The following is a 22,313-nucleotide window of genomic DNA, read 5'->3' on the forward strand; positions in this document are numbered from 1 at the left end:
GACCCAACGACAGCGGGACAACCATGTCGCACCAGGGGCGGTCGGAGTTCTTGGACGGCCGGGCCCAGGGGCCAGAATGAGTCGCCCGCCGGGATGCAAGTCATCCATCACCGATCCAAGGAGCTCGTTGTGGTCGACACCTCCAGAGCGAGTGCCACCACGCCGAGCCCGCGTGAGGTGAGACTCGAGTTCACCTTCCTCGACTGGGCCGACGCCAACATGGTCGCAGCCGCCCGCACCGCCGGCCCCGACGTCGACGCGGCCCTCGCGCTGGCACGCAACGTGAGCCCCGACTCCTCGTGGCTGGGCAGGACCACGTGGGCCTACCTCCGGGTCCTGGGCTCGCTCGGCGCGGGCGACCTCACGGTGGCCCGCGTCATCGAGCCGCACCTGGATGCCCTGACCATCCTTGCCCAAGCGGCTGAGGCCGACGGCCATGACTTCGCAGGCGGACTGCCGGGGCTGACGCCGTCACCGAGCAGCACCTGGGGGGTGTATGCCGCCCACGCGCCCGGCGAACGCCTGCTGGCCACTGTGGCCGACGGGGAGTGGTCCCTGAGTGGGAGCAAGCCGTGGTGCTCGCTCGCCGACCGGGTCAGCCACGCCATCATCACCGCCCACGTGGACGACGAGAGGCGTCGCGCCTTCGTGGTCGATCTCTCCCACCCCGGTGTGCGCCTTGCGGACGCCCCCTGGGTGTCGCGCGGCCTCGCGGCGGTTCGCAGCACTGGCCTCCACCTGCATGCCGTCCCCGCGACCCCCGTCGGACCGGTGGGGTGGTACCTCTCCCGTCCAGGCTTCTCGTGGGGCGGGATCGCCGTGGCGGCTGTCTGGTTCGGAGCGGCATCGGCGCTCGCCCAAGCCGTGCTCGCCGGGGCGCGGAGCCGCACACCGGACCAGGTCGCGATGCTGCACCTAGGCCGCCTCGACGGAGCCCTGCGCGCAGCCGAGCTCGAGCTGCGGGCTGCGGCTGCTGCGATCGACGCCGGTATGGCCCTGGGGAACGCGGGCGAGCTCGTGGCTGCCCGGGCCCGCAACGCCGCCGCGGCCGCAGCCGAGCTCGCCCTCACCGAGACGGCCCGGGCTCTCGGACCTGCGCCGCTGACCTTCCGGGAGGAGCACGCCCGTCGTGTCGCGGACCTCACCGTCTATGTCCGCCAGCACCACGGCGAGCGCGACCTCGTCCGCAGCGGAACCCTGCTCCTCGGGGGTCGGGCATGACGCGGGCCGCTCCGCAGCGTCTGGACCACCCCGACGGTGAGCTTCGGTGGGTGAAGGACGACCGGTGGGCCACCGTCGCGGCGCCGACGGCGAAGGCCATGCTCACGGCATACGACCATCTTCTTGTCATCGCAGCCCATCCCGACGACGAATGCCTTGGCGCAGGAGCGTTCATCGCCGATGTCGCAGACCTCGGCCTCGAGGTGACCGTGCTCGTCCTCACCGATGGCGAGGCGTCACACCCCTTGTCACCCACGGTGAGCCCCGACGAGATGGCGCGTCGCCGCCGTGTGGAGGCCGACCACGCAGCCGTCATCCTCGCGCCCGCGGCACGAGTGGTCCACGCCCAGCTGGCGGACGGAGGGCTGGGTGAGCGCCACGACCCCATCGTCGCGTCGGTGCGTGAGCTCATCGGGCCGCGCACCCTTGTCATCGCCCCGTGGGTCGCGGACGGACACCCGGACCATGATGCGGCCGGTGCGGGCGCGGCGGCCGCGGTCGCTGCTGCTCGTGCCGATGGCGAGGGGTCCCCGGGGATGGCGCACTACCTCGTCTGGTTCTGGCACTGGAGCGGGCCGGACCAGCTCCCCTGGTCCGACGCAGTGGTCTTCGACGCCACGAAGGACGGGCTCCGACGACGCGACCTCGCTCTGGCGCGGCATCAGAGCCAGGTGTCGCCACTGTCGCCCGCGGTCGGCGACGAGGCGCTGCTGACCGAGGGGGTTCTGGCCCCCTCCAGGCGCGGTTTCACGACGCTGCTGCTGCCCGGGCACGAGCCCTTCGCCGATGCGGCCCCAGTGAGTGGGCGTGACTCGACCTTCGACGAGATGTTCGCCGACGGTGACGACCCCTGGTCGAGTCACAGCTGGTACGAACGCCGCAAGCGGGCGCTCACTCTCGCAGCCCTGCGGCGTGAACGGTACGGGCGGGTGCTCGACCTCGGCTGCTCGACCGGCGCCCTCACGCGCGGCCTGGCAGCACGGGCCGACGAGGTCGTCGCGGTCGACGTGAGCCGGCGGGCTCTCGAGGTGGCGCAGCGAGCGTCCGACACCGGCATCACGTGGGTGCACGGGGAGGCGCCGTCGGTCCTCGAGGAGATTGACGGTCCCCTCGACCTCATCGTCATCTCCGAGGTCGGCTACTTCCTCAGCCCCATCGAGCTGTGGCTCACCATGGGCAGGCTCCTCGCGCGGCTCCGGCAGGGCGGTGAGCTGTTGCTCGTGGACTGGCGCCATCCCACGAAGGACATCCCTCTGGACGGACCGGCTGTCCATGACCAGGTTCGGGCGATCTGCGGTGCGTGGTCGGTGCTCACCCATGTCGAGGAGGACGTCCTTCTCGACGGTTATGAGGTCCCGCAGTGATCCGTGCCGTGCAGGTCGTGGTTCCGGCCCGTGACGAGGAACGCCTGCTTCCTCGCTGCCTCGAGAGCCTCGAGGTGGCCTGCGCGGAGCTGCGCCGCTCGCGTCCCGGCCTGCGGGTCGACGTCACCGTCGTGCTCGATCGCTGTGTCGACAGGTCGGCGGAGGTGGTCGGACACGCCGGGGTGCGAAGGGTGACCGTCGACCACGGCAACGTGGGGGCAACCCGCCACGCCGGGATCCGTGAGGCACTGGAGACGGCGGCCCTGATGGACGTCGGCGCCGACGATCTCTGGATCGCCTGCACCGATGCGGACACCGTCGTGCCGGCGCACTGGCTCACCGGTCAGGTGGAGCTGTCCGAGGTCCACGACGTCGTCATCGGCACGGTCGAACCCCTGGGTCTGACCGACACGTCCGTCCTGGCGGAGTGGCGAGCACGTCACCACCTCATCGAGGGCCACCCCCACGTCCACGGCGCAAACCTCGGGTTGCGAGGAAGCGCCTACCTCGAGGTGGGCGGCTTCCGGCCGATGGAGTCCGACGAGGACGTCGACCTCGTCCGGCGCATTCGCGCGCACTCCGCCCGATGGGTGGCGACCGACACCGTGAGAGTCGCCTCGTCGGCCCGCCGGACCGGTCGGTGTCGCGCTGGTTTTGCCGACTACCTCGCCTCGCTCGAGGACGAGGTGGGCTGAGGAAACACCCTCGGCCGAACCGTGCCCGCAGGAGCGGGTGCGCCGGCCTGCGCAACGGCCACGTTGCGGCCCCGGCCGCCGCGTAGGGTTGCGGACATGACGCTGCGGACGAGCGCGCCCCTGACGGTGGCGCTGGTCAACGACCACGAGGTCATCGTGCGCGGCATCGCGGCGATGCTGGAGCCGTTCGCCGACGTCGTCGAGGTCGTCGAGCTCGATGTCGACGTGCCGGTGACACGGCCGGTGGACATCGCGCTCTATGACACCTTCACCCGCACGGGCTTCGACGCTGACGACCTCGACGCGCTCTGCACGAACCCGGACATCGGCCGGGTCGTGCTGTTCACCTGGCTGCTCACCGACGACCTCATCGCCTCGGCCAGAGCGCGCGGAGTGCACGCGGCCATCCCGAAGTCCCTCGACGCACCGGGCCTCGTGGACGCCTTGACCCGGGCCCACCACGGCTCCCCGGACCTCGTCCCCATTGCCGAGAACCCTGATCTCGCCTCGAACGAGTGGCCCGGCCGGGACGAGGGGCTGACGCCGCGGGAGTCCGAGATCATCGCCCTCGTGACGATGGGCCTGAGCAACAACGAGGTCGCCGAGCGGACCTACCTCAGCATCAACTCGGTGAAGTCCTACATCCGCTCGGCCTACCGGACCATGGGCGTGAGCAGCCGCAGCCAGGCAGTGCTCTGGGGCATCGACCACGGGATGGCGCCGACCCGGATGAGGATCGTGGCGCCGCCGCCTCCCGCGGCCAACGACTACTGACTCCCGTCGACCTGGCTTCGCGAGTCGCGAGGGCCGGTCTCGTTGTGGCGACGAGCCGCGGCGTCACCGAGCACGCTCACCGCGTTGACGATCCTGGACCCGAGCATGCGGCGCGCCTGCACACCCTCGACGTGCCCTGCAGCGTCCGTCATGGACGGTGCATCCCGCTCACCGTGGGGCAGCGCCCGCGCGACCAGGCCGAGCAGGCGCGACGTCGTGCCGGGAGCGAGCCCGTGCACGCGCCGCCCCACCCACGTCAGGGGGGTGAGCTCCACCTGGGAGCGGCCCGCCAGCACGGCGTCGACGATGCGTCGTGCGGCACGCTCGGCCGAGACCGAGAGCAGGGGAAGGGACGCACCCGGCGCGAACCACGCGTAGTCCTTGGCCGCGTCCCCGACGAACCGGGCGTGCACGTGTCCACCGGTGCGCATGAGGCCGGGCACGATCGTCGTCGCCGTGACCCCCGTGCCGCTGAGCTCGGACTGCAGGCCCTCGCTCAGCCCCACGGCGCCGAACTTCGCCACCGAGTAGGGCAGCAGGTGCGGCACCGACACGACCCCACCGACCGAGGTCACGACACCGATGCGCCCGGAACCTGCCTCGAGCATCGTCGGCAGCACGGCGAGGCAGAGGTGGACCGGGCCGAGCAGCATCGTGTCGATCGCGTCGCGGAAGTGCCCGAGGGTGGTCGACTCGACCGGTCCCACCTGGATGATGCCGGCGACGTGGATGGCAACGTCGACCCGGCCCTCGGCTGCCTGCACGTCCGCGACCCAGGCCGCCACCGCCTCCGCGTCGGTGACGTCGCAGACGTGCCCCACGAGCTGGCCGCGCTCCCGACCGTCCGCTGGGTCGATGGCCGGACCGACCTCACCACTGTTGACGAGCTGCTCGGCGCGGTCGAGCTCGGCGCGGTCACGAGCGCAGCCGTGGACCCGATGGCCACGCGCCACCAGCTCGGCGCAGATGAGCAGGCCCAGACCCCGTGAGGCTCCGGCCACGAGAGCCACCGGCGTCATGGCTTGAGCACGACCTTGATGCAGCCGTCCTCCTTGTTGCGGAACATCGCGTAGGCACCCGGCGCCTCCTCGAGGGGGAGACGGTGCGTGGCGAAGGACTCGAGTCCCAGCGGGTCCCCGTCCTCGAGGACGACGGGGACGATGTCGTCGATCCACCGCTTGACGTGGCACTGGCCCATCCGCAGCGACAGGCCCTTGTCGAAGATCTCCATCATCGGCATCGGGTCGGCCATGCCGCCGTAGACACCGCTGATCGAGACCGTCCCGCTGCGGCGGACCGCGCCGATGGCGGTGCGCAGGGCAGCGAGCCGGTCGATCCCCATCGTCTTCATCATCGGCTTGGCCAAGGCGTCCGGCACGAACCCGACGGCCTTGATCGCCGTCTCCGCCACCGGTGCACCGTGCGCCTCCATCCCCACCGCGTCCAGGGACCCGTCGACGCCCCTGCCGTCGGTGAGGTCGCGGATGGCGGCGGGCACGTCGTCGGTGTCGTCGGTGTTGATCACCGTCGCACCCATGGCCTGTGCACGGGCCAGTCGCTCGGGCACGTTGTCGACACCGATCACCGTGAGCCCACGGTGCGCCGCGATGGCGACGGCCATGAGCCCGACGGGACCCAGCCCGATCACGCCCAGGCTGCCGCCCGAGGGCACCTCGGCGTACTCCACTCCCTGCCACGCCGTGGGCAGGATGTCCGAGAGGTAGAGGAAGCGCTCGTCAGGAACCCCGGAGGGCACCGGGATCGGGCCGAACTGGGCCTGCGGCACGCGCAGGTACTCCGCCTGGCCTCCGGGTACGGAGCCGTAGAGCTCGGTGTAGCCGAAGAGCGCCGCGCCCTTGCCCTGCGAACGCACCTGGGTGGTCTCGCACTGCGCGGTGAAGCCACGCTCACACATCCAGCAGTGGCCGCAGGAGATGTTGAACGGGATGACGACGCGGTCGCCGGGCGCGAGGTGGGTGACGTCGCCGCCCACCTCCTCGACCACGCCCATGGTCTCGTGGCCCAGGACGTCCCCGCGCGAGAGGAAGGGGCCGAGGGGCTCGTAGAGGTGGAGGTCGGAGCCGCAGATGGCCGTCGAGGTCACCTTGATGATGGCGTCGGTCGACTCCTCGATCCGCGGGTCGGGGACGTCCTCGACTCGCACGTCGTGCTTGCCCTGCCAGGTCAGTGCCCTCATGGAGTGTCCTTTCACGGTCCCACGCCGGGTGGGCCACGTCGTCTGCTGAGGAGGGGACCAGTGGTCCCACCTGCCCCGTACCCCGCTGTCGAGGGTCCTACGCGTCAGCGCTCGCGGTGGCCGCGGTCGGGCACCGCGTCCCAGACCTGCGGGGACGCCGCTCGCCTACGCTGGCAGAGCGACCAGCCCGTCCGCTACGACAGGAGTCACCATGACCGACAAGACACCGCAGGACCTCGTCGCCGAGATCATGAGGGAGACCCGGATCGCCGTCCTGACCTACGTCAACGACGACGGCCTCCTCGTGTCCACGCCGCTGGGGACCCAGGACTTCGAGAGCCCGTCGACGGTGTGGTTCATCACCGAGCTCGACAGCGACAAGGTGGCCGCCATCCGGCAGCGTCCCCAGGTCAACGTCGCCTACGCCAGCGACGCCGGCTGGGTGTCCCTCGCGGGGACCGCCTCGGTCAACACGGACCGGGCCAAGCTCGAGGAGCTGTGGGACCCCTCGGCGTCGGCGTTCATGGAGGGCGACGCGCAGGACCCGAACTCCGGCCTGCTCCAGGTGGACGCGGAGACGGCGGAGTACTGGGAGTCGCCCGGCAAGGCGGCCATGCTCGTCCAGATGGTCAAGGGCGCGGTGACCAAGTCGGACCCCGACCTCGGCGACAGCGGAGTCGTCCCGCTCTGACGCCGGCTGGCTACGATCAGCAGGTGACCACCACACTCGTCCTCACCGTCATCGGCAACGACCGCGCCGGGCTCGTCAAGGCCCTGGCCGACGTCATCGAGCAGGGCGGTGGCAACTGGGAGCGCAGCCACCTCAGTGAGCTGGCCGGCAAGTTCGCGGGCATCGTCACGGTCACGGTCCCACCGGAGCGAGTCGACGCACTGCGCGCTGCGCTCGCGCCCCTCGACGGGCTGCTCGACGTCACGGTGCACGACGGCTCCGCCGACCGTGGTCCGGCGGCGGATGCCGAGCCGCGACGCGACCTGCGCATCGAGCTCCTCGGCAACGACCGCCCGGGCATCGTCGGCGCCGTCTCGGGCGTCCTCGCCCGTCACCACCTCAGCGTGGCCGACCTCCAGAGCCTGACGCGGGACGCGCCCATGACCGGTGGGCGGCTCTTCGAGGCGTCGGCCCTCGTCGCCGTCCCGGCGCAGGTCGACCTCGATGCCCTGCGCGCAGATCTCGAGCAGCTGGCCAGCGAGATCCAGGTGGACCTGACCCTTTCACCCCACGACGCAACTGCCGAGGCCTGAGCCACCGCGGACAGCGGAAGGCCCCCCGACCACAAGGGTCAGGGGGCCTTCGCTGAGATCAGATGTCTCGAAGGTGGTGAAGGGTCAGATGCCCTTGACCTTCTCAGCCTGCGGGCCCTTGGGGCCCTGCGTGACGTCGAACTCGACCTTCTGGCCTTCCTGGAGCTCGCGGTAGCCGCCGCTCTCAATGGCCGAGTAGTGAACGAAGACGTCGGCGCCGCCGCCGTCCTGCTCGATGAAGCCGAAGCCCTTTTCGCTGTTGAACCACTTCACGGTGCCGGTTGCCACTTGGTGTTGCCTTTTCTGTAGTGCGAGAACTCCCGTGTGGAGCACTCATGCCGCCGATACTTCACCCCCGCAGGACCCACGCGAACCTTCGCGTGGCTACTCGGTCGTGTCGGCCACGCGGACGTGGACTGAAAGGCAACAGGGATGACGGTAGCAGTCTTCGTGCCCTGGGACCTATTGAGTGCCGCGGAATGTCCCAGCGGCCCATCCGGCATACGTCGCTCTGGACGTGGACAGTCTGCGCGCAAGAAATCGGTGCATGCTGCGGGACAACGGTTCTGTGACCGTTCGTCCCGACGGGACAAGGCGTCCGTATGCCGTGGGCGCGCGTGGGCCCAGCGAGTCCGGGAAGTGGTTGGCAACCGCGACCTCGGCCTACGTTGTGGTCATGACCGCGACTTCCGTCATCGACCTCAACAGCGACCTCGGCGAAGGCTTCGGCCGCTGGAGCCTGGGCGATGACGAGGCCATGCTCGGTCTGGTCACGAGCGCCAACGTCGCGTGCGGCTTCCACGCGGGTGACCCGAGCATCCTGCGGCGCGTGTGCGCGCAGGCCGCCGAACGGGGCGTCGTCATCGGCGCGCAGGTCGGCTACCGCGACCTCGCTGGCTTCGGGCGACGCCACATCGACGTCGAACCGGGCGAGCTCGTCGACGAGGTGATCTACCAGATCGGCGCGTTGGACGGCATCGCCCGCGTCGAGGGTGCACGAGTCGCCTACGTCAAGCCGCACGGTGCGCTCTACAACGATGCCGCGTCCACCCGTGCCACGGCCGATGCGGTCGCCGAGGCCGTCGACCTCTATGACCGCTCGCTGCCTCTCGTCGGGCTGGCGGGCTCCGAGCTGCTCGCGGCAGCTCGCGGTGCGGGGCTCACCGGGGTCGCGGAGGCGTTCGCCGACCGTGCCTACACCTCCGAGGGGCTGCTCGTGTCGCGTCGCGAGCGGGGAGCCGTCCTCCACGACCCGGCCCAGATCGCGGCGCGCTGCGTCCGGCTCGTCACCGATGGCACCGTCGTGGCCGTCGACGGGTCGGTCGTCACCGTTGCGGCGCAGTCGATCTGCGTCCACGGTGACACCGAGGGAGCCGTCGCAGTCGCGGCCGCCGTGCGGCGCGAGCTCGAGGCGGCTGGCATCGCGATCACGTCGTTCGTACCGTCGTCGTCATGAGACGGATGCTCGTCGCGGGTCACGACGGCCTGCTCGTCGAGTGCGAGGACCTCGAGGACGTCATGGCCCTGCACCGCTCTCTCGAGGCCTCGCGACCCGCCGGCGTCATCGACCTCGTTCCTGCCGCGCGCACGCTGCTCCTGACCTTCGACGCCACGACGAGCCGGTCGGACCTCGTCGCCGCGGTGACCCGGGCCGGAGCAGCGGAGGCGGGTCTTGCGCACCCCGTCCCGGAGGTGGTCATCGAGGTGACCTACGACGGCGAGGACCTCGCGGAGGTCGCCGAGCTGACCGGCATACCGGCCGACGAGGTGGTGCGGCGGCACCAGGCGGCCGACCACGTCGTCGCGTTCACCGGCTTCGCTCCCGGTTTCGCCTACATCGCCGGTGGCGACCCCGCTCTCGTCGTCCCTCGGCGGGACACTCCCCGCACTCGCGTGCCCGCGGGCTCGGTCGCTCTCGCAGGCGAGTTCACAGGAATCTACCCGCGTGAGGGGCCCGGCGGCTGGCAGCTCATCGGCCGCACCGACAGCGTGCTGTGGGATCTCCGTCGCGAGAACCCGGCCCTGCTCACGCCCGGTGCGCCCGTGCGCTTCACCGAGGCGGGGTCATGATCGAGGTGCTCAGGGCCGGGCCGCTCACGACGATGCAGGACCTCGGCCGGCCGGGGCTCGCCCATCTCGGCGTCGGGCGATCCGGCGCGGTCGACCGGCCGAGTCTGGGGCTGGCCAACCGGCTGGTCGGCAATGACGAGGGTGCGGCCGCGCTGGAGGTCACCTTCGGTGGGACGGCGTTGCGGGCCACCGGTCCGCTCACCGTGGCGCTGACCGGTGCACCCTGCACCGTTCGCGTCAACGGCCGGGGGAGCGACATGTGTGCTCCCCTCTCGCTCGCCGCCGGGGACGTGCTCGAGCTCGGTATGCCGTCACGCGGGGTGCGCACCTATCTCGCCGTACGTGGTGGGTTCGAGTGCGAGCTCGTGCTCGGGTCCGCCGCCACGGACCTCCTGTCCGGCCTGGGCCCGACGCCGGTGCGCGACGGCGACCTCCTTGTCGTGGGGCGGGCGTGCACCGCGCAGCCCGGTGTGGACGTGGCTCCGGTGCGGCAGCTGCCCGACGAGCCGGTGCTGCGGGTCGTGCCCGGGCCCCGTGTGGACTGGTTCGCCCCCGATGCGTTGATGGTGCTCGGCCGCAGTCGCCACGAGGTGACCTCGTCCTCCGACCGCATCGGCGTTCGGCTGGACGGGCCCGTGCTCGAGCGCTCGCGCACGGACGAGCTGCCGTCCGAGGGCATGGTCGAGGGCTCGGTGCAGGTCCCGCCCGATGGGCACCCGGTCGTGTTCCTGGCGGACCATCCCGTGACCGGTGGGTACCCGGTCATCGCGGTCCTCCACCCCGACGACATCGCCGTGGCCGCCCAGCTGCGACCCGGTCAGGCGGTGCGCTTCGACGTCCGTCCACCGATCTGAGCTCAATGGCGGACCCGGACGTGACCCCCTGGTCGAGAGGGGCACGTCCGGGCGATCCTCCGGCGGTGGCTCGTCAGCCGGCGGGGGCGGAAGCGGCGGGGAAGCGCTCCCACACCCGGTGCAGCGCGAGCTGCTCGGCGAGTTTCTGGGCCAGAGCAGCCCCATCCGACTCGCTCGTGATGCCAGCACCGTCCGTGGGGACGCCGGCCGCCGCAAGGACGTCCGCGCCGGCCTCGCCCAGTAGCCCGATGGCCTTGCTGTGCCGCCAGACCTCCGACACCATGACCGGGATCCTGGGGTCGACGCTCGCGCCCTTGGGGGAGGCGGCCCCCGCCCGTGCGTCCACCCCGACCACGGCGTCGGGCGTGGGTGGCAGCGCACCGGCGATCACGATGGCGTCGTACTCGAACGAGCGGGCGGTCGCCCACGTGCGGTCGGCGGTGAGGTCCCCGACGGCACCCCCGTGGGGCGCGACGACGAACGGCATGAGACCAAGCCCGGTGGCGGCTTCCACGAAGGCCCCGACCGTGGCGGTGTCACTGTCGTCGTCCACCACCACGCCGACCTTGCGGCCGGCGACGGGGAAGGGCGTGCCGATCTGGGAGAGGGCTGGGCTGGGCTTGACGTCCGCGTGCTCGACCGTCGGCTCGGGGGCGGGCAGACCGAGCGCCTGAGCCACGCGGGAGCACAGGTCGGCATCGATGTTGGCCAGGCACTGCAGCTGGCGCTCGCGCACGGCCTGCTCGTAGCACTTGCCGAGCTCGAAGGAGTAGGCCCCGACGATGTGGTCCTGCTCCACCGGCGTCATCGAGTGGTAGAACAACCGCGCCTGCGAGAAGTGGTCATCGAAGGAGCGGGCGAGCGCACGCTCCTTCACGCCCTCGACGACGACGGCGGGCACCTCCACGTAGCCACCCACGTCGGCGCCGGCCTCGAAGGGGCACCCGCCGTCGAGGGAGTTCGGGCGGTAGGGCGCGACGCCGGCGTGGACGGCGTGCTGGTGGAACCCGTCGCGCAGCATGTCGTTGACCGGGGCGTGCGGCCGGTTGATCGGCAGCTGTTCGAAGTTGGGCCCGCCCAGACGCGTGAGCTGGGTGTCGACGTAGGAGAACAACCGGACCTGCAAGAGCGGGTCGTTGGTCACGTCGATGCCGGGCACCAGGTGCCCGACGTGGAAGGCGACCTGCTCGGTTTCGGCGAAGAAGTTCGTCGGGTTGGCGAACAGCGTCATCAGTCCGATGGGCTGCACCGGGGCCAGCTCCTCGGGGACGAGCTTCGTCGGGTCCAGCAGGTCGATGCCCTCGAAGGTCTCCTCCGGGGTGTCGGGGAAGGTCTGGATCCCGAGCTCCCACTGCGGGAAGTTGCCGGCCTCGATCGCGTCAGCGAGATCGCGACGGTGGAAGTCCGGGTCGCCGCCCGCGGTGAGCTGAGCCTCCTCCCAGACGAGGGAGTGCACGCCCTGCTTGGGCTTCCAGTGGAACTTCACGAGCGTCGTCTCCCCGGCCTCGTTGACGAGCCGGAAGGTGTGGACCCCGAAGCCCTCCATGGTGCGGTAGGACGCCTGGATGCCGCGGTCGGACATGTTCCACATGGTGTGGTGCTGGGCCTCGGTGTGCAGGCTGACGAAGTCCCAGAAGGTGTCATGGGCCGACTGCGCCTGCGGGATCTCGCGGTCAGGGTGCGGTTTCGCCGCGTGGACGATGTCGGGGAACTTGATCCCGTCCTGGATGAAGAAGACCGGCATGTTGTTGCCGACCAGGTCGAAGGTGCCCTCTTGCGTGTAGAACTTCACCGCGAAACCGCGGGTGTCGCGCACGGTGTCGGCCGAGCCACGCGACCCGAGGACCGTCGAGAACCGGACGAACACGGGGGTCTCGACCTCGGCCGACAGGAACGCGGCTCGGGTCACCGAGGAGGCCTTGCCGTAGCCCCGGAAGACGCCGTGGGCTCCGGCTCCACGGGCGTGCACGACCCGCTCAGGGATGCGCTCGTGGTCGAAGTGGGTGATCTTCTCGCGCAGGTGGTGGTCCTGCAGCAGGGTGGGTCCACGGGTGCCGGCCCTGAGCGAGTGGTCGGTGTCCGGGAGGCGCACGCCGCCGGCGGTCGTGAGGTAGGCGCCTGACTGGCTGCGAGCCGTCGGCGGAGCGCCGGTCGGCTTGCCCGTGGCGCTGACGGTCTCCGGTGCGGCCTGGTCGGGCGCCGGCGGGAACGGCTCGTGCGGGGTCGTCGGCTCCTCCACGGTGGGCGGGGTCTTCGGTTCTTCCACGGTGCTGCTCCTGTCGTCGGTGTGGGCACAGGCGACCGCCATCGCTGCGGATCGGCGGGAGGGGTGCACCCGTCCCTTACCCAGCAGGCGGGCCGGGAACCTCCGTGCCGCGCCCATAGGCTCACCGGATGACCACCGTCGCGTTCGTCCTGGCCGGTCTCGCGGGCCTCATCCACGTCTACATCTTCCGCCTCGAGTCCCTGGCGTGGACCGCCCCGGCGACGCGTGCCGTCTTCGGCACGTCGCCGGAGCAGGCCGAGGTCACCAAGCCGATGGCCTACAACCAGGGCTTCTACAACCTCTTCCTCGCGGTCATCGCCGCCATCGGCATCGTCGTGGGCATCAGCGGGTCCGACGACGTCTCCGCTGCCCTCCTGTACTCCGCCTGCGGCTCCATGGTGGCGGCCGCGCTCGTCCTCGTGACCAGCGATCGGAGCAAGCTGCGCCCCGCCCTCATCCAGGGGCTGGCGCCGGCCCTCGCGATCGTCGCCCTGGCGCTGGGCTGACCACGGCGGAGTAGCGTCGAGCCATGCCCGAGCTCTCGACCTTCACGGAGTTCGAGGACCTCGACCCGACGGTGCCTGCGTCCGGTCCAGGCTGCGCCGAATGCACCGAGGCACAGGGGTGGTGGGTGCACCTGCGCCGTTGCGCGGCCTGCGGGCACGTCGGCTGCTGCGACAGCTCACCCGGCCAGCACGCGACTGCGCACTACCGGCAGACCGGCCACCCGATCATCGCGAGCTTCCCGTGGGCGCGTCCCCGAGAACTGGCGCGATCTCATCTCCACCTGAGCGGACGGCATACACCACCATGACTGACGCCACGAGAACGATCGGCGAGCAGCGGTACGTCGAGCTGACGACGTTCCGGCGCAACGGTTCGCCGGTCTCCACGCCCGTCTGGATCGCACCGGACGGCGACGACCTCCTCGTCGTGACCCTCGACGACACCGGCAAGACCAAGCGTCTCGCCCACACCGCGCGCGTCGAGCTGCGTCCGTGCACCGTGCGCGGCACTGTCGCGCCCAACGCTCCGCGGTATGCCGGCCGGGCCAGCGTGCACCGCGACGCTGCGGCCATTGCGCGGGTGAAGAAGGCCGTCGGCGCGAAGTACGGCTGGTGGTACCGCGCCCTCACCGTGGTCGAGCCGGCGCTCGACCTGCTGCCCGGGCGCAAGCCCAGAGCAGCCGTCGTGATCACTGGCCTCGTGCTGCTCGCGTCCTGAGCTCCTTCTCGATCGACCGCGAGAAGCCGGATCCCATGGCCGCGAGGACGCCCTGCATCGTCGCCTGGATGGCCGGCTTCGCCAGGCGGGGGAAGGGCAGGTCCACGGTGACGGCGAGCTCGATCCGCAGGTGGGTCGACGCCTTCCCCTGAGCGTCGCTGAGGTCGTAGCGGCCCTCGGTCCCGGCCCGCTCGTCACCGCGAGGGCTGTGGGAGAAGCTGATGCGTGACTTCGGGTCGTAGGACATCGCTTCGGTGAAGCCCAGCTCGAACGACTGGCCCAGGACGGCGATCCTGGCGAGCTGCCAGTGCCACAGGTCACCCTCGGCGGTGATCGAGCGGACCATCGGGGTCAGCTTCGCCACCGTCGCCGGGTCGGTGAGGACCTCCCACACGAGGTCACGTGGGTGGTCGACCGTCGCCTCGGACGTCTTCTTCGCGCTGAAGGACGCCATGTCAGTGGCCCGAGGGCGAGTCGAGGATGGCAACGCACGTGCCACCGGGCACGGGGCTGCCGGGCACTGGGACGAGGTGAGGCATCACGGGTCCAGCCTCTCACCCGCGCTGGCTTCCCGCGTGCGAAGTGGCCATGCGCGCGGGTGGGCCGGGCGCCTCGCCACCGGGAACCCGCCGGAGATGGCAGGGTGCTGGGAGGGGCCTGACGGGGGCCGGAGGGAGGACAGTCGTGGAGCTACCCGCACCGCAGTCATGGTGGATGGACACCGCACCGGGACCGGACCGCTCGGGACGTCCGCTCCCCACGACGGCTGACGTCGTCATCGTCGGTGCCGGGATCGCCGGACTCACCGCCGCCCACGAGCTCGTCCTCGGCGGCCGCAGCGTGCTCGTGCTCGAGGCCGCCCAGGTCGCGAGCGGGGTCAGCGGCCAATGCGGCGCCCGACCTCCCGGTCCCGGTCGCGGTGGTGGCGCGGATGGCGAACCAGGCGCAGTTCCACCCTCGTCGGTGGCTGCTCCACCTCGCCGAGGGCATCGAGCGCGCCGGCGGGGTCATCGTCGAGGGCTGCCGTGTCACCGAAGTGGAGGGTCAGGGGCGCACGGTCGTGGTGGGCGACCAGCGGGTGGAGGCCAACGGCGTCGTCATCGCCACCCATTTCCCGATCCCGGACCGGGGCGGGTTCTTCGCGCGCCTGGAACCCGAGCGCGACCTGGTCGTCAGCGGACCGGTGGACGCAGCGCAGGCCCCGCACGCGGCATACCTCTGCACGAGCGAGTCGCGCTCCGTGCGGACGGTGCCGGACGGCAACGGCGGACGGCGCATCCTCGTGGGTGGTGAGAACTACCGCACGGGAACCACGAGCGACGTGCAGAGCCGGTATGCCGCGCTCGCGGACTTCGCGTCGACGCACTTCGGCGTCACCGACATCACCCACCGGTGGTCGGCGCACGACCTCGTGACCCCTGACGGCGTCCCCCTCGTGGGGCCGTTGCTGCCCGGCGCGCAGCACCTCTGGGTGGCGGCCGGCTTCAGCCTGTGGGGCATGACCGGCGGTACGGCGGGCGGACGGCTCGTCGCCGACCTCATCCTGGGCCGTGCCGACGAGCACTGGGCTGCTCTCTGCGACCCGGGCCGCCTCGGCCTCGACCAGGTCCCGGGGGTCGCCAAGGACAACGCCGTCGTGGCCCGGCACCTCCTGGGCGACATCGCCGCTGCGGCACTGCGTGACGGTTCCTCGAGCTCACTGGTGCCGGGCGAGTCCCGCGTCGGGCGGGTCGGTGGCCGGTTGGTGGCGTCCTACTGCGACGAGGTTGGTCAGGTGCACTCCGTCAGCGCACACTGCACCCACCTCGGGTGCGTGGTGGCGTTCAACGACGCCGAGCGTTCCCGGGACTGCCCCTGCCACGGGTCGCGCTTCGCGCTCGACGGCTCGGTGCTGCACGGGCCGGCCACCGAGCCGCTGCAGGCGAGTACGCAGGATCTCTGACCCCTGGTGGTGCCTCGTCCTGCCGAGGTGATGTCGCGCAATGGGGAAGTTTGCGGCAGTGGGTACCCAGCAGTAGCCATCGCGTTCCGAAGTGGGGAGAACCGGGGGACATCGCGTGGGAGTCCTGTGGAACGGCGCTCCGTAGCGTTCTTCTAATCAACCCCACGGCATCGGGATCACCCCGATCGACTCGATCCAGGAGAACGACATGAGCATCAGCCGCACCAAGAAGATCCTCGTCCCGCTCGCCACCCTCACCATCGCCGGCGCCATCGCCGTCGGTTCCGGTGCGACCTTCACCTCCACCTCGGGCAACACCATCAGCACCGTCACCGCCGGCTCGCTGACGCAGTCGAACTCCAAGGACAAGGCCGCGATCTTCAACCTCACCAACATGAAGCCGGGCGACACCGTCATCGGCTCGGTCACCATCACCAACACGGGCACCCTCCCGGCCGACTTCGGCTTCACCGAGCTCTCCTCGGCCAACACGTTCGGTGACAAGACCACCGGTGACAACTACCTCAAGCTCGCCATCACCAACGTCACGACCAACAAGCTGGTCTGGTCCGGCAACTTCGGCGCCCTCGTCGACGGTGCGGCCAACACCCTCGGTGAGTTCCTCCCCGGTGCCGCGAACACCTACCGCTTCACGGTCACCCTTGACGCGGCCACCCCCAACACCGAGCAGAACAAGACGGCCAACGCCACGTTCCAGTGGGACTCGGTCCAGCAGAGCGCGAAGACCTTCGACCAGTCCTGACTCCTGAGTCCTGACTCCTGAGCACGATCGATTCCCGGGTTGAGGCAGGGCGTCCGCACCGGACGCCCTGCCACCGGCCCAGCTGCCCCACCGCTTCACCGCTTCACCGCTAGGCCGCTACACCGCCCGCCCCACCACCGAAGGAGCCTTCAGATGCACCGCTTCGTCCAGACCGCCCGCCGCTGCGTGCGAGTGCTCGGCTCCATCCTCCTGCTCGTCACCACCCTGGCCGGCCTCGCCTACGTCGTCCCCGGGCTGCTGGGCTACCAGCACTACGTCATCACCGGCGGTTCCATGTCGGGCACGATCGAGCGTGGCTCGGTCGTCTTCGAGAAGCCCGTCCCCGTCAAGGACCTCGTCATCGGGGACGTCATCACCTACCTGCCTCCGCCGGCCAGCGGCGTCTCGACGCTCGTGACCCACCGCATCATCACGAAGGCGCCCGGCAAGGACGGCAGCACCGTCTTCGGCACCCAGGGTGACGCCAACCCCGATCCCGACCCGTGGAGCTTCAGCCTGGCCTCGGGGGACCAGCCGGTCGTGGCGCAGGCCGTCCCCTACGTCGGCTACGGCTTCATCGCCCTGGCCAACCCGCAGGTGCGGATGCTCGTCATCGGCGTGCCCGCGGGCGTCATCGCTCTCATCGCCCTGCGCGACCTCCTCCTTGCCCTGCGACCGGCTCAGGGCCGGCGTTCCCCGGGCCGCCGCAGCGGCGCCCCTGCCCACCCCTGACCTGCCCCCCGGGTTCGGATCGCCGTAGCAAAGCGGGCAACTTCTGGGGGACTTCCGTGGAAGAGCAGTGGAGCCCTTCGAACTAGCGTTGAGCACAACGCCAGAGCTCCTGCCACCACCACCGACGAACCACAGAAGGAGGACACCGTGATGCGACTGCCCCGCTCGCTCCAGCTCCTCCTCCTCGCCGGCCTCGCCGGCCTGATGACCGTGGCGTTCCCGGGCTTCTCCTCCGCCACCTTCACCGCGTCGACCCAGTCCACGGCCACCGTGCGGGCCGCTGTCGACTGGACGCCTCCGACCGTCTCGGTCGTGAGTCCGGGAAGTGCCGTCAAGGGCACCACCACCATCACGGTCAACGCGACCGACGCCGAGACCGGGATCGCCTCCGTCACCCTCGAGCAGCTCGCTCCCGGTGCCGCCGACTGGGTGACCGTGTGCACCGACACCATCGCGCCCTACACCTGCGCCTGGAGCACCGGGGCCAACACCGCCGCGGTCGCCGACGGCCAGTACTCGCTGCGGGCGCGCGCCACCGACAAGGCCGGCTACGAGACCATCTCGGACTCCGTGCGCACGACCGTCGCCAACAACGTCCTGGTGGTCCTCGCCTCTCCCGGGGACGCAGTGCGCGGAACCGTGCCCCTGGTGACCTCCGTCTACAACGCCCCCACCCCCAACACGGTGACCATCCAGTACGCCCTCACGGGTACGACAAGCTGGACAAACATCTGCCGGAACATCTCCAGCCCCTACACGTGCAGCTGGAACACCGCCGGCATGGCTGCGGGCGACTACGACCTGCGCTCCTCCCTCTCGTACGGCACCAGCCTCAGCGCCGTTTCCGCCGTTGTTGACGCCGTCACCGTCGACAACACGGCGCCCAGCGCGACCATGGTGGACCCCGGCACACCCGTGAGCGGGACGCGCACGTTCACCGCGACCGCCACCGACGCCGACTCCGGCGTGGCCGGCGTCGTGATCCAGTCCCAGCGCAGCGGGACCTCGACGTGGCAGGGCCTGTGCTCCATCGGTGTCGACCCCTGGACGTGCCGGGTGGACACCACGACCCTCCTCGACGGCACCTACTCCTTCCGTGCCGTGGCCACGGATGTCGCCGGCAACGTGACGACCTCGGCCACAGTCGCGAACCGGGTCGTCGACAACACCGTCTCCTCGATCAGCCTCGACGTCCCGTCCACGCTCAACGGGACGGTCACCGTGGGCGCCGCTGCGAGCTCGACCGCGGGTGTTGCGTCCGTCCGGATCCAGGTCGCCCCTGTGGGGACGAGCACCTGGACCGATCTCTGCACCGACACCACCTCGCCCTACGCCTGCGCCTGGGACACGACCACCGTCATCGACGGCCTCTACGACCTTCGCGGCATCCTGCTCGACGCCAAGGGTCAGTCGACGACCTCGGTGGTCGTGAGCTCCCAGCTCGTCGACAACGCTCCTTTGCGCGGTGCCGACGTGCAGAGCGCCAACGGTGGGGCCACCGCCGGTCGGCCCGACACCGGGGACACTGTCACCTTCACCTACAGCGAGCAGGTGGACCTCACCACCATCACCAGTGGCTGGAACGGTGCATCCAAGAGCGTCACCGTCCGGTTCCGCGACGGCGCTTCCGTGGGCAAGAGCTCGACCGACGACACGCTCGACGTGCAGCTCGGCAACGCCGCGGTCAACCTCGGCTCGGTCAACCTGCGCGGTGACTACGTCAAGGCCGGGAAGTCCGCGTCCTTCAACGCCACCATGACTGCAGGCACCGTCACCACGAGCACCGGCATCACCCGGACCACGGTGACCCTGCGCCTCGGTGCCGTGGTCGGCAACGGCAGCAGTGCGCTGAAGAGCTCGACAGCGACCGGCTCCCTCATCTGGACGCCCTCCTCGGCAGTGACCGGTCCTCAGGGCCGGCCCTGCTCGACCACGCCGGTCTCCGAGACCGGCACCGCGGACCAGGACTTCTGATGCCACGGGAGCTCACGACCGCGTCGAGGTGGGCCGCGATCACCACACTGGTGCTCGCGGTGGTCCTCCTCGAACGAGCCCTGCACTCGGACAGCACCGGGCTGATGGTCCTCGACCTCGTCGGGCTCGGCGCAGCGGTGCTGGGCGCGGTGAAGATGTGGGTGCACAACTGCCTCGAGTCACACCTCGTGGTCATCACGGTGGCCATGGCGACCGTGGTCGGGACGGTGCTCACCCTGACCGTGGGTATGCCGGGAGCGCCCGTTGCGTCCGTGGCGCCCGTCCACGTCGTACTTCTGGCGCTCGCGGCGTCCATCCTGGTGCTACTCGTGGTGGACGCCCGTGCTCGCCGCCGCGCATGACGTTACCGTGCACGGTGACTATGACGAGTGGTCAGTACGCTCTGGTCCCATGGGATCCCACGTGTTGCTTGTCGAGGACGACGACAGGATCGCCGCGCCACTCGTGAGGACCCTGGAGCGTGAGGGTTACGACGTCCAACGGCTCGCGCAGGGCCTGCCCGCCCTCGAGCTCCTCGCGAGCGGTTCCGTCGACCTGCTCCTGCTCGATCTCGGACTGGCCGACGTCGACGGTCTCGAGGTCTGCCGCCGGGCGCGCGAGGCCGGCTATGCCGGGGGAGTGATCATCCTCACCGCCCGTGACGGTGAGCTGGACCGCGTGGTCGGCCTGGACGTCGGTGCCGACGACTACCTCGCGAAGCCCTTCGGTCTCTCCGAGCTGCTCGCCCGCGCCAGGGCGGTGCTGCGCCGCAGCGCGGCACGCACGGGCAAGGAGCCCCCGACGCCACCTGCACCACCGCCAGCGAGCACCGGCCTGAGGGTCGACGTGCAGTCCCGGCGTGTGTGGGTCGGAGCGGCCGAGCTCCCCGCGACGTCCAAGGAGTTCGACGTCCTGGCCCTGCTCGACGCCCCACGTGGCGCGGTGGTGAGCCGCGAGCGCCTCATCAACGAGGTGTGGGACGAGAACTGGTTCGGATCCACCAAGACCCTCGATGCCACGGTGGGGCGCCTGCGACAGAAGCTCGAGGACGCCGCTGCCCCGGCACAGGTCACGACCGTGCGAGGGGTGGGGTTCCGGCTCGAGGACGCGCAGGATGCGTGACCGGCTCGTCGCCGTCCTCGTCGGCATGGCCATCACCATCACCGCCCTCTACGGCGTCCCGCGTGCCTACCAGATCGCCGACCTCGTCACCCAGCAGGAGAACCACGCAGTCGACCGTTCGGCGGACCTCGTCGCCGTCGTGATCACCGAGCGCGCGAGTGCGGCGTCCCCGGTGACCGCGTCGTTCCTCGCCGGCCTTCTCAACGCGGGAGAGAGCGTCGAGTACGTCGCGCCCGACGACTCCGTGATCCGTGCCGGCGAGCCGGTACGTGGCGAGAGCGACGTCATACAGAAACGGGTCCTCCCGGGCGGTGGCACGGTGACGATCTCACGGTCGGGTGCCCTCGTCCAGCAACGCGTGTCCGCGGCCGTCATGCCGCTGATCCTCATCGGTCTCGCGCTCATCGCCGCGACTGCGTGCGTCGGCTACCTGTTGGCCCGCCGGCTCGCGCGACCCTTCGGTGAGCTCGCGGAGGCGGCAGAGCACCTGGGGCGCGGGCGGTTCGACGTCGAGCTCTCCCACTACTCCATCCCCGAGGCAGAGAAGATCGGCGCCGCCCTGCGCCGCGCCTCGACCCAGCTCGACGACCTCGTCGAGCGCGAACGGGAGTTCGCGGCGAACATCTCCCATCAGCTGCGCACGCCGGTCACGGCGCTGCGGCTGACACTGGAGGACCTGTCGATGTGGCCCGAGACCACTCCCGGTGTCGCGGCCGAGCTGACCAGCGGCATGAGCGAGCTCGACCGGCTCAACCGCGCGATCACCGAGATCCTCGACCTCTCGCGGGGCAAGCGCCTGGGGGACGCCGTCGACGTCGACCTCTCGCGGCTCCTTGCCGACACCGTGGAGCGGTGGACCCCTCACTACGTGGCGGCCGGGCGAGAGCTGCACCATGACCCTGTCGAACCCGTGTTCGCCCATGTGGTGCCTGGACCGGTTGTCCAGGTCCTCGACGTCCTGCTCCACAACGCGTGCGTGCACGGCAGTGGACGCGTCGTCGCGGGAGCGCGAGACCGGGGGGCCTACCTCCACGTGGTCGTGAGTGACGAGGGCACGAGGACTGTGGGTGACGAGGTGTTCCAACGCGGCACCGGCGACCGGGACAGCGAAGGGCACGGTCTGGGCCTGACCATCGCCTCCCAGCTCGCCAACTCCCTCGGGGGCTACCTGGTCCTCGCCGACGCACCCACGACGACCTTCGTCCTCGTGCTCCCCGCCCCTGGGGTCAACGACCTCATCCACGGTTCGCATCACCTGGGCCCGGGTCGCGTGAACCTCGGCTGATGGCCGCGATCCTCCTGCTCCACTCAGCACTGGGCCTGCGCCCGGCAGTGGTCGACTTCGCCGAGCGGTTGCGGGAGCTCGGCCACGTGGTCGAGGCGCCGGACTACTACGAGGGCCGGGTCTTCGACGACGAGGGCTCCGGGATCGCGCACCGCGATGCACATCCTGAGTACTTCGAGCGCGTCCGCGCCCTCGCCTCACGACTGCCTGCCGACACCGCCCTGGCCGGCTTCTCGCTCGGCGCCTGGTTCGCCCAGCGACTTGCTGCCGGGCGACCACATGCCGCGGCCGCGATCCTCATGCACTCCGCTGCACCCGCCCGTGGTGCGTGGCCCGGTGTCCCGGTGCAGGTGCATCGACGCGCAGTGGACCCATGGATTGACCCGAGCGATGTCGCCTCACTCGGTGCCGCGGTCCGGGCCAGCGGAGCGGCCTTCGAGGACCACGTGTCACCGGGCCGGGGCCACCTGTTCACCGACCTCGGTGGACCCGATGCGGACAGCCTCACCACGGCGTCGACCCTGACCCGGATCGACGCCTTCCTGCGCTGACAGCGTCCTGTCCGCC

The 22,313-nt window shown here is 70.6% G+C and carries 24 protein-coding genes and 2 pseudogenes; 21 read left to right on the forward strand and 5 right to left on the reverse strand.

Features of this window, described 5'->3' with window-relative positions:
* The first annotated feature begins 129 nt into the window (after positions 1-129).
* From ASG74_RS11430 to ASG74_RS11445, 4 genes are all read left to right on the forward strand, one after another.
* Positions 130-1,221: an acyl-CoA dehydrogenase gene (locus ASG74_RS11430; protein WP_235498903.1), complete on the forward strand. Its 1,092-nt coding sequence runs from the start codon at positions 130-132 to the stop codon at positions 1,219-1,221.
* Entirely contained in the window at positions 1,218-2,585 is a 1,368-nt protein-coding gene (locus ASG74_RS11435) for a bifunctional PIG-L family deacetylase/class I SAM-dependent methyltransferase (RefSeq protein ID WP_056143000.1), read from the forward strand. The genes ASG74_RS11430 and ASG74_RS11435 overlap by 4 nt, the downstream gene beginning before the upstream one ends.
* Complete coding sequence (locus tag ASG74_RS11440; protein ID WP_235498904.1) at positions 2,582-3,280, forward strand: glycosyltransferase; 699 nt, start codon at positions 2,582-2,584, stop codon at positions 3,278-3,280. Before ASG74_RS11435 ends, ASG74_RS11440 begins: the two co-directional genes overlap by 4 nt.
* A 96-nt stretch (positions 3,281-3,376) precedes the next feature.
* Entirely contained in the window at positions 3,377-4,054 is a 678-nt protein-coding gene (locus tag ASG74_RS11445) for a response regulator transcription factor (RefSeq protein ID WP_056143002.1), read from the forward strand.
* Here the strand turns inward: ASG74_RS11445 and ASG74_RS11450 are convergent.
* Together ASG74_RS11450 and ASG74_RS11455 are read right to left on the reverse strand one after the other, a co-directional pair.
* Positions 4,048-5,073, reverse strand: coding sequence for an SDR family NAD(P)-dependent oxidoreductase (locus tag ASG74_RS11450; protein ID WP_056143005.1), 1,026 nt, complete (start codon positions 5,071-5,073; stop codon positions 4,048-4,050). The genes ASG74_RS11445 and ASG74_RS11450 overlap by 7 nt on opposite strands.
* Complete coding sequence (locus tag ASG74_RS11455; RefSeq protein WP_056143008.1) at positions 5,070-6,251, reverse strand: zinc-dependent alcohol dehydrogenase; 1,182 nt, start codon at positions 6,249-6,251, stop codon at positions 5,070-5,072. The genes ASG74_RS11450 and ASG74_RS11455 overlap by 4 nt, the downstream gene beginning before the upstream one ends.
* Positions 6,252-6,462: 211 nt before the next feature.
* On the opposite strand from ASG74_RS11455, the gene ASG74_RS11460 reads away from it, so the two are divergent.
* Together ASG74_RS11460 and ASG74_RS11465 are read left to right on the forward strand one after the other, a co-directional pair.
* Positions 6,463-6,942, forward strand: coding sequence for a pyridoxamine 5'-phosphate oxidase family protein (locus ASG74_RS11460; protein ID WP_056143011.1), 480 nt, complete (start codon positions 6,463-6,465; stop codon positions 6,940-6,942).
* A gap of 23 nt (positions 6,943-6,965) precedes the next feature.
* Positions 6,966-7,514, forward strand: a complete 549-nt coding sequence (locus tag ASG74_RS11465) for a glycine cleavage system protein R (RefSeq protein WP_056143014.1) — start codon at positions 6,966-6,968, stop codon at positions 7,512-7,514.
* An 84-nt stretch (positions 7,515-7,598) separates the two neighbouring features.
* On the opposite strand, the gene ASG74_RS11470 is transcribed toward ASG74_RS11465, so the two are convergent.
* Positions 7,599-7,802: a cold-shock protein gene (locus tag ASG74_RS11470; protein WP_009777120.1), complete on the reverse strand. Its 204-nt coding sequence runs from the start codon at positions 7,800-7,802 to the stop codon at positions 7,599-7,601.
* A gap of 388 nt (positions 7,803-8,190) precedes the next feature.
* Between ASG74_RS11470 and ASG74_RS11475 the strand changes: the two genes are divergently transcribed.
* Genes ASG74_RS11475 through ASG74_RS11485 form a run of 3 tightly spaced genes read left to right on the forward strand, consistent with a single transcriptional unit; the run spans position 8,191 to position 10,438 of the window.
* Positions 8,191-8,970 (forward strand): LamB/YcsF family protein, encoded by a 780-nt coding sequence (locus tag ASG74_RS11475; protein ID WP_056143016.1) that lies wholly within the window; start codon positions 8,191-8,193, stop codon positions 8,968-8,970.
* Positions 8,967-9,584 (forward strand): 5-oxoprolinase subunit B family protein, encoded by a 618-nt coding sequence (locus ASG74_RS11480; protein ID WP_056143019.1) that lies wholly within the window; start codon positions 8,967-8,969, stop codon positions 9,582-9,584. Before ASG74_RS11475 ends, ASG74_RS11480 begins: the two co-directional genes overlap by 4 nt.
* Positions 9,581-10,438 (forward strand): biotin-dependent carboxyltransferase family protein, encoded by an 858-nt coding sequence (locus ASG74_RS11485; protein WP_056143023.1) that lies wholly within the window; start codon positions 9,581-9,583, stop codon positions 10,436-10,438. The genes ASG74_RS11480 and ASG74_RS11485 overlap by 4 nt, the downstream gene beginning before the upstream one ends.
* 73 nt (positions 10,439-10,511) lie before the next feature.
* Here the strand turns inward: ASG74_RS11485 and ASG74_RS11490 are convergent, their stop codons facing one another.
* Positions 10,512-12,746 (reverse strand): catalase, encoded by a 2,235-nt coding sequence (locus tag ASG74_RS11490; RefSeq protein WP_156465386.1) that lies wholly within the window; start codon positions 12,744-12,746, stop codon positions 10,512-10,514.
* 86 nt (positions 12,747-12,832) lie between these two features.
* On the opposite strand from ASG74_RS11490, the gene ASG74_RS11495 reads away from it, so the two are divergent.
* The 3 genes and pseudogenes from ASG74_RS11495 to ASG74_RS11500 all read left to right on the forward strand — a co-directional run bounded on the left by ASG74_RS11495 (position 12,833) and on the right by ASG74_RS11500 (position 13,928).
* Positions 12,833-13,210, forward strand: coding sequence for a DUF1304 domain-containing protein (locus tag ASG74_RS11495; RefSeq protein WP_056143026.1), 378 nt, complete (start codon positions 12,833-12,835; stop codon positions 13,208-13,210).
* A 23-nt stretch (positions 13,211-13,233) separates the two neighbouring features.
* Positions 13,234-13,449 (forward strand): annotated as a pseudogene (locus tag ASG74_RS16965) (UBP-type zinc finger domain-containing protein); the annotation flags it as partial.
* 65 nt (positions 13,450-13,514) lie between these two features.
* Positions 13,515-13,928: a PPOX class F420-dependent oxidoreductase gene (locus ASG74_RS11500; RefSeq protein ID WP_056143030.1), complete on the forward strand. Its 414-nt coding sequence runs from the start codon at positions 13,515-13,517 to the stop codon at positions 13,926-13,928.
* On the opposite strand, the gene ASG74_RS11505 is transcribed toward ASG74_RS11500, so the two are convergent.
* Complete coding sequence (locus ASG74_RS11505) at positions 13,900-14,382, reverse strand: hypothetical protein (RefSeq protein WP_056143034.1); 483 nt, start codon at positions 14,380-14,382, stop codon at positions 13,900-13,902. The two genes, ASG74_RS11500 and ASG74_RS11505, sit on opposite strands and share 29 nt — an antisense overlap.
* Before the next feature lie 260 nt (positions 14,383-14,642).
* Between ASG74_RS11505 and ASG74_RS17945 the strand changes: the two are divergent.
* From ASG74_RS17945 to ASG74_RS11550, 9 genes and pseudogenes are all read left to right on the forward strand, one after another.
* Positions 14,643-14,762 (forward strand): annotated as a pseudogene (locus ASG74_RS17945) (hypothetical protein); the annotation flags it as partial.
* Positions 14,713-15,870, forward strand: coding sequence for an FAD-dependent oxidoreductase (locus ASG74_RS17950; RefSeq protein WP_442910085.1), 1,158 nt, complete (start codon positions 14,713-14,715; stop codon positions 15,868-15,870). The pseudogene ASG74_RS17945 and the gene ASG74_RS17950, both read left to right, overlap by 50 nt.
* A gap of 208 nt (positions 15,871-16,078) precedes the next feature.
* The gene (locus ASG74_RS11520) at positions 16,079-16,633 is read left to right on the forward strand and encodes a TasA family protein (protein WP_056143040.1); all 555 of its coding nucleotides are present in this window, start codon (positions 16,079-16,081) and stop codon (positions 16,631-16,633) included.
* A gap of 153 nt (positions 16,634-16,786) precedes the next feature.
* The gene (locus ASG74_RS11525) at positions 16,787-17,365 is read left to right on the forward strand and encodes a signal peptidase I (RefSeq protein WP_056143043.1); all 579 of its coding nucleotides are present in this window, start codon (positions 16,787-16,789) and stop codon (positions 17,363-17,365) included.
* A 150-nt stretch (positions 17,366-17,515) separates the two neighbouring features.
* Positions 17,516-19,339 (forward strand): Ig-like domain-containing protein, encoded by a 1,824-nt coding sequence (locus ASG74_RS11530; RefSeq protein ID WP_056143046.1) that lies wholly within the window; start codon positions 17,516-17,518, stop codon positions 19,337-19,339.
* Positions 19,339-19,701 (forward strand): hypothetical protein, encoded by a 363-nt coding sequence (locus ASG74_RS11535; RefSeq protein ID WP_056143050.1) that lies wholly within the window; start codon positions 19,339-19,341, stop codon positions 19,699-19,701. The genes ASG74_RS11530 and ASG74_RS11535 overlap by 1 nt, the downstream gene beginning before the upstream one ends.
* Positions 19,702-19,750: 49 nt before the next feature.
* Positions 19,751-20,461, forward strand: coding sequence for a response regulator transcription factor (locus ASG74_RS11540; protein WP_056143576.1), 711 nt, complete (start codon positions 19,751-19,753; stop codon positions 20,459-20,461).
* Entirely contained in the window at positions 20,454-21,746 is a 1,293-nt protein-coding gene (locus ASG74_RS11545) for a HAMP domain-containing sensor histidine kinase (RefSeq protein WP_056143053.1), read from the forward strand. The genes ASG74_RS11540 and ASG74_RS11545 overlap by 8 nt, the downstream gene beginning before the upstream one ends.
* Complete coding sequence (locus ASG74_RS11550; protein WP_056143058.1) at positions 21,746-22,297, forward strand: dienelactone hydrolase family protein; 552 nt, start codon at positions 21,746-21,748, stop codon at positions 22,295-22,297. Before ASG74_RS11545 ends, ASG74_RS11550 begins: the two co-directional genes overlap by 1 nt.
* Positions 22,298-22,313 lie beyond the last annotated feature (16 nt).

The organism is Knoellia sp. Soil729, from assembly GCF_001427985.1.
In the GTDB taxonomy this organism is placed as follows: Bacteria; Actinomycetota; Actinomycetes; order Actinomycetales; family Dermatophilaceae; genus Knoellia.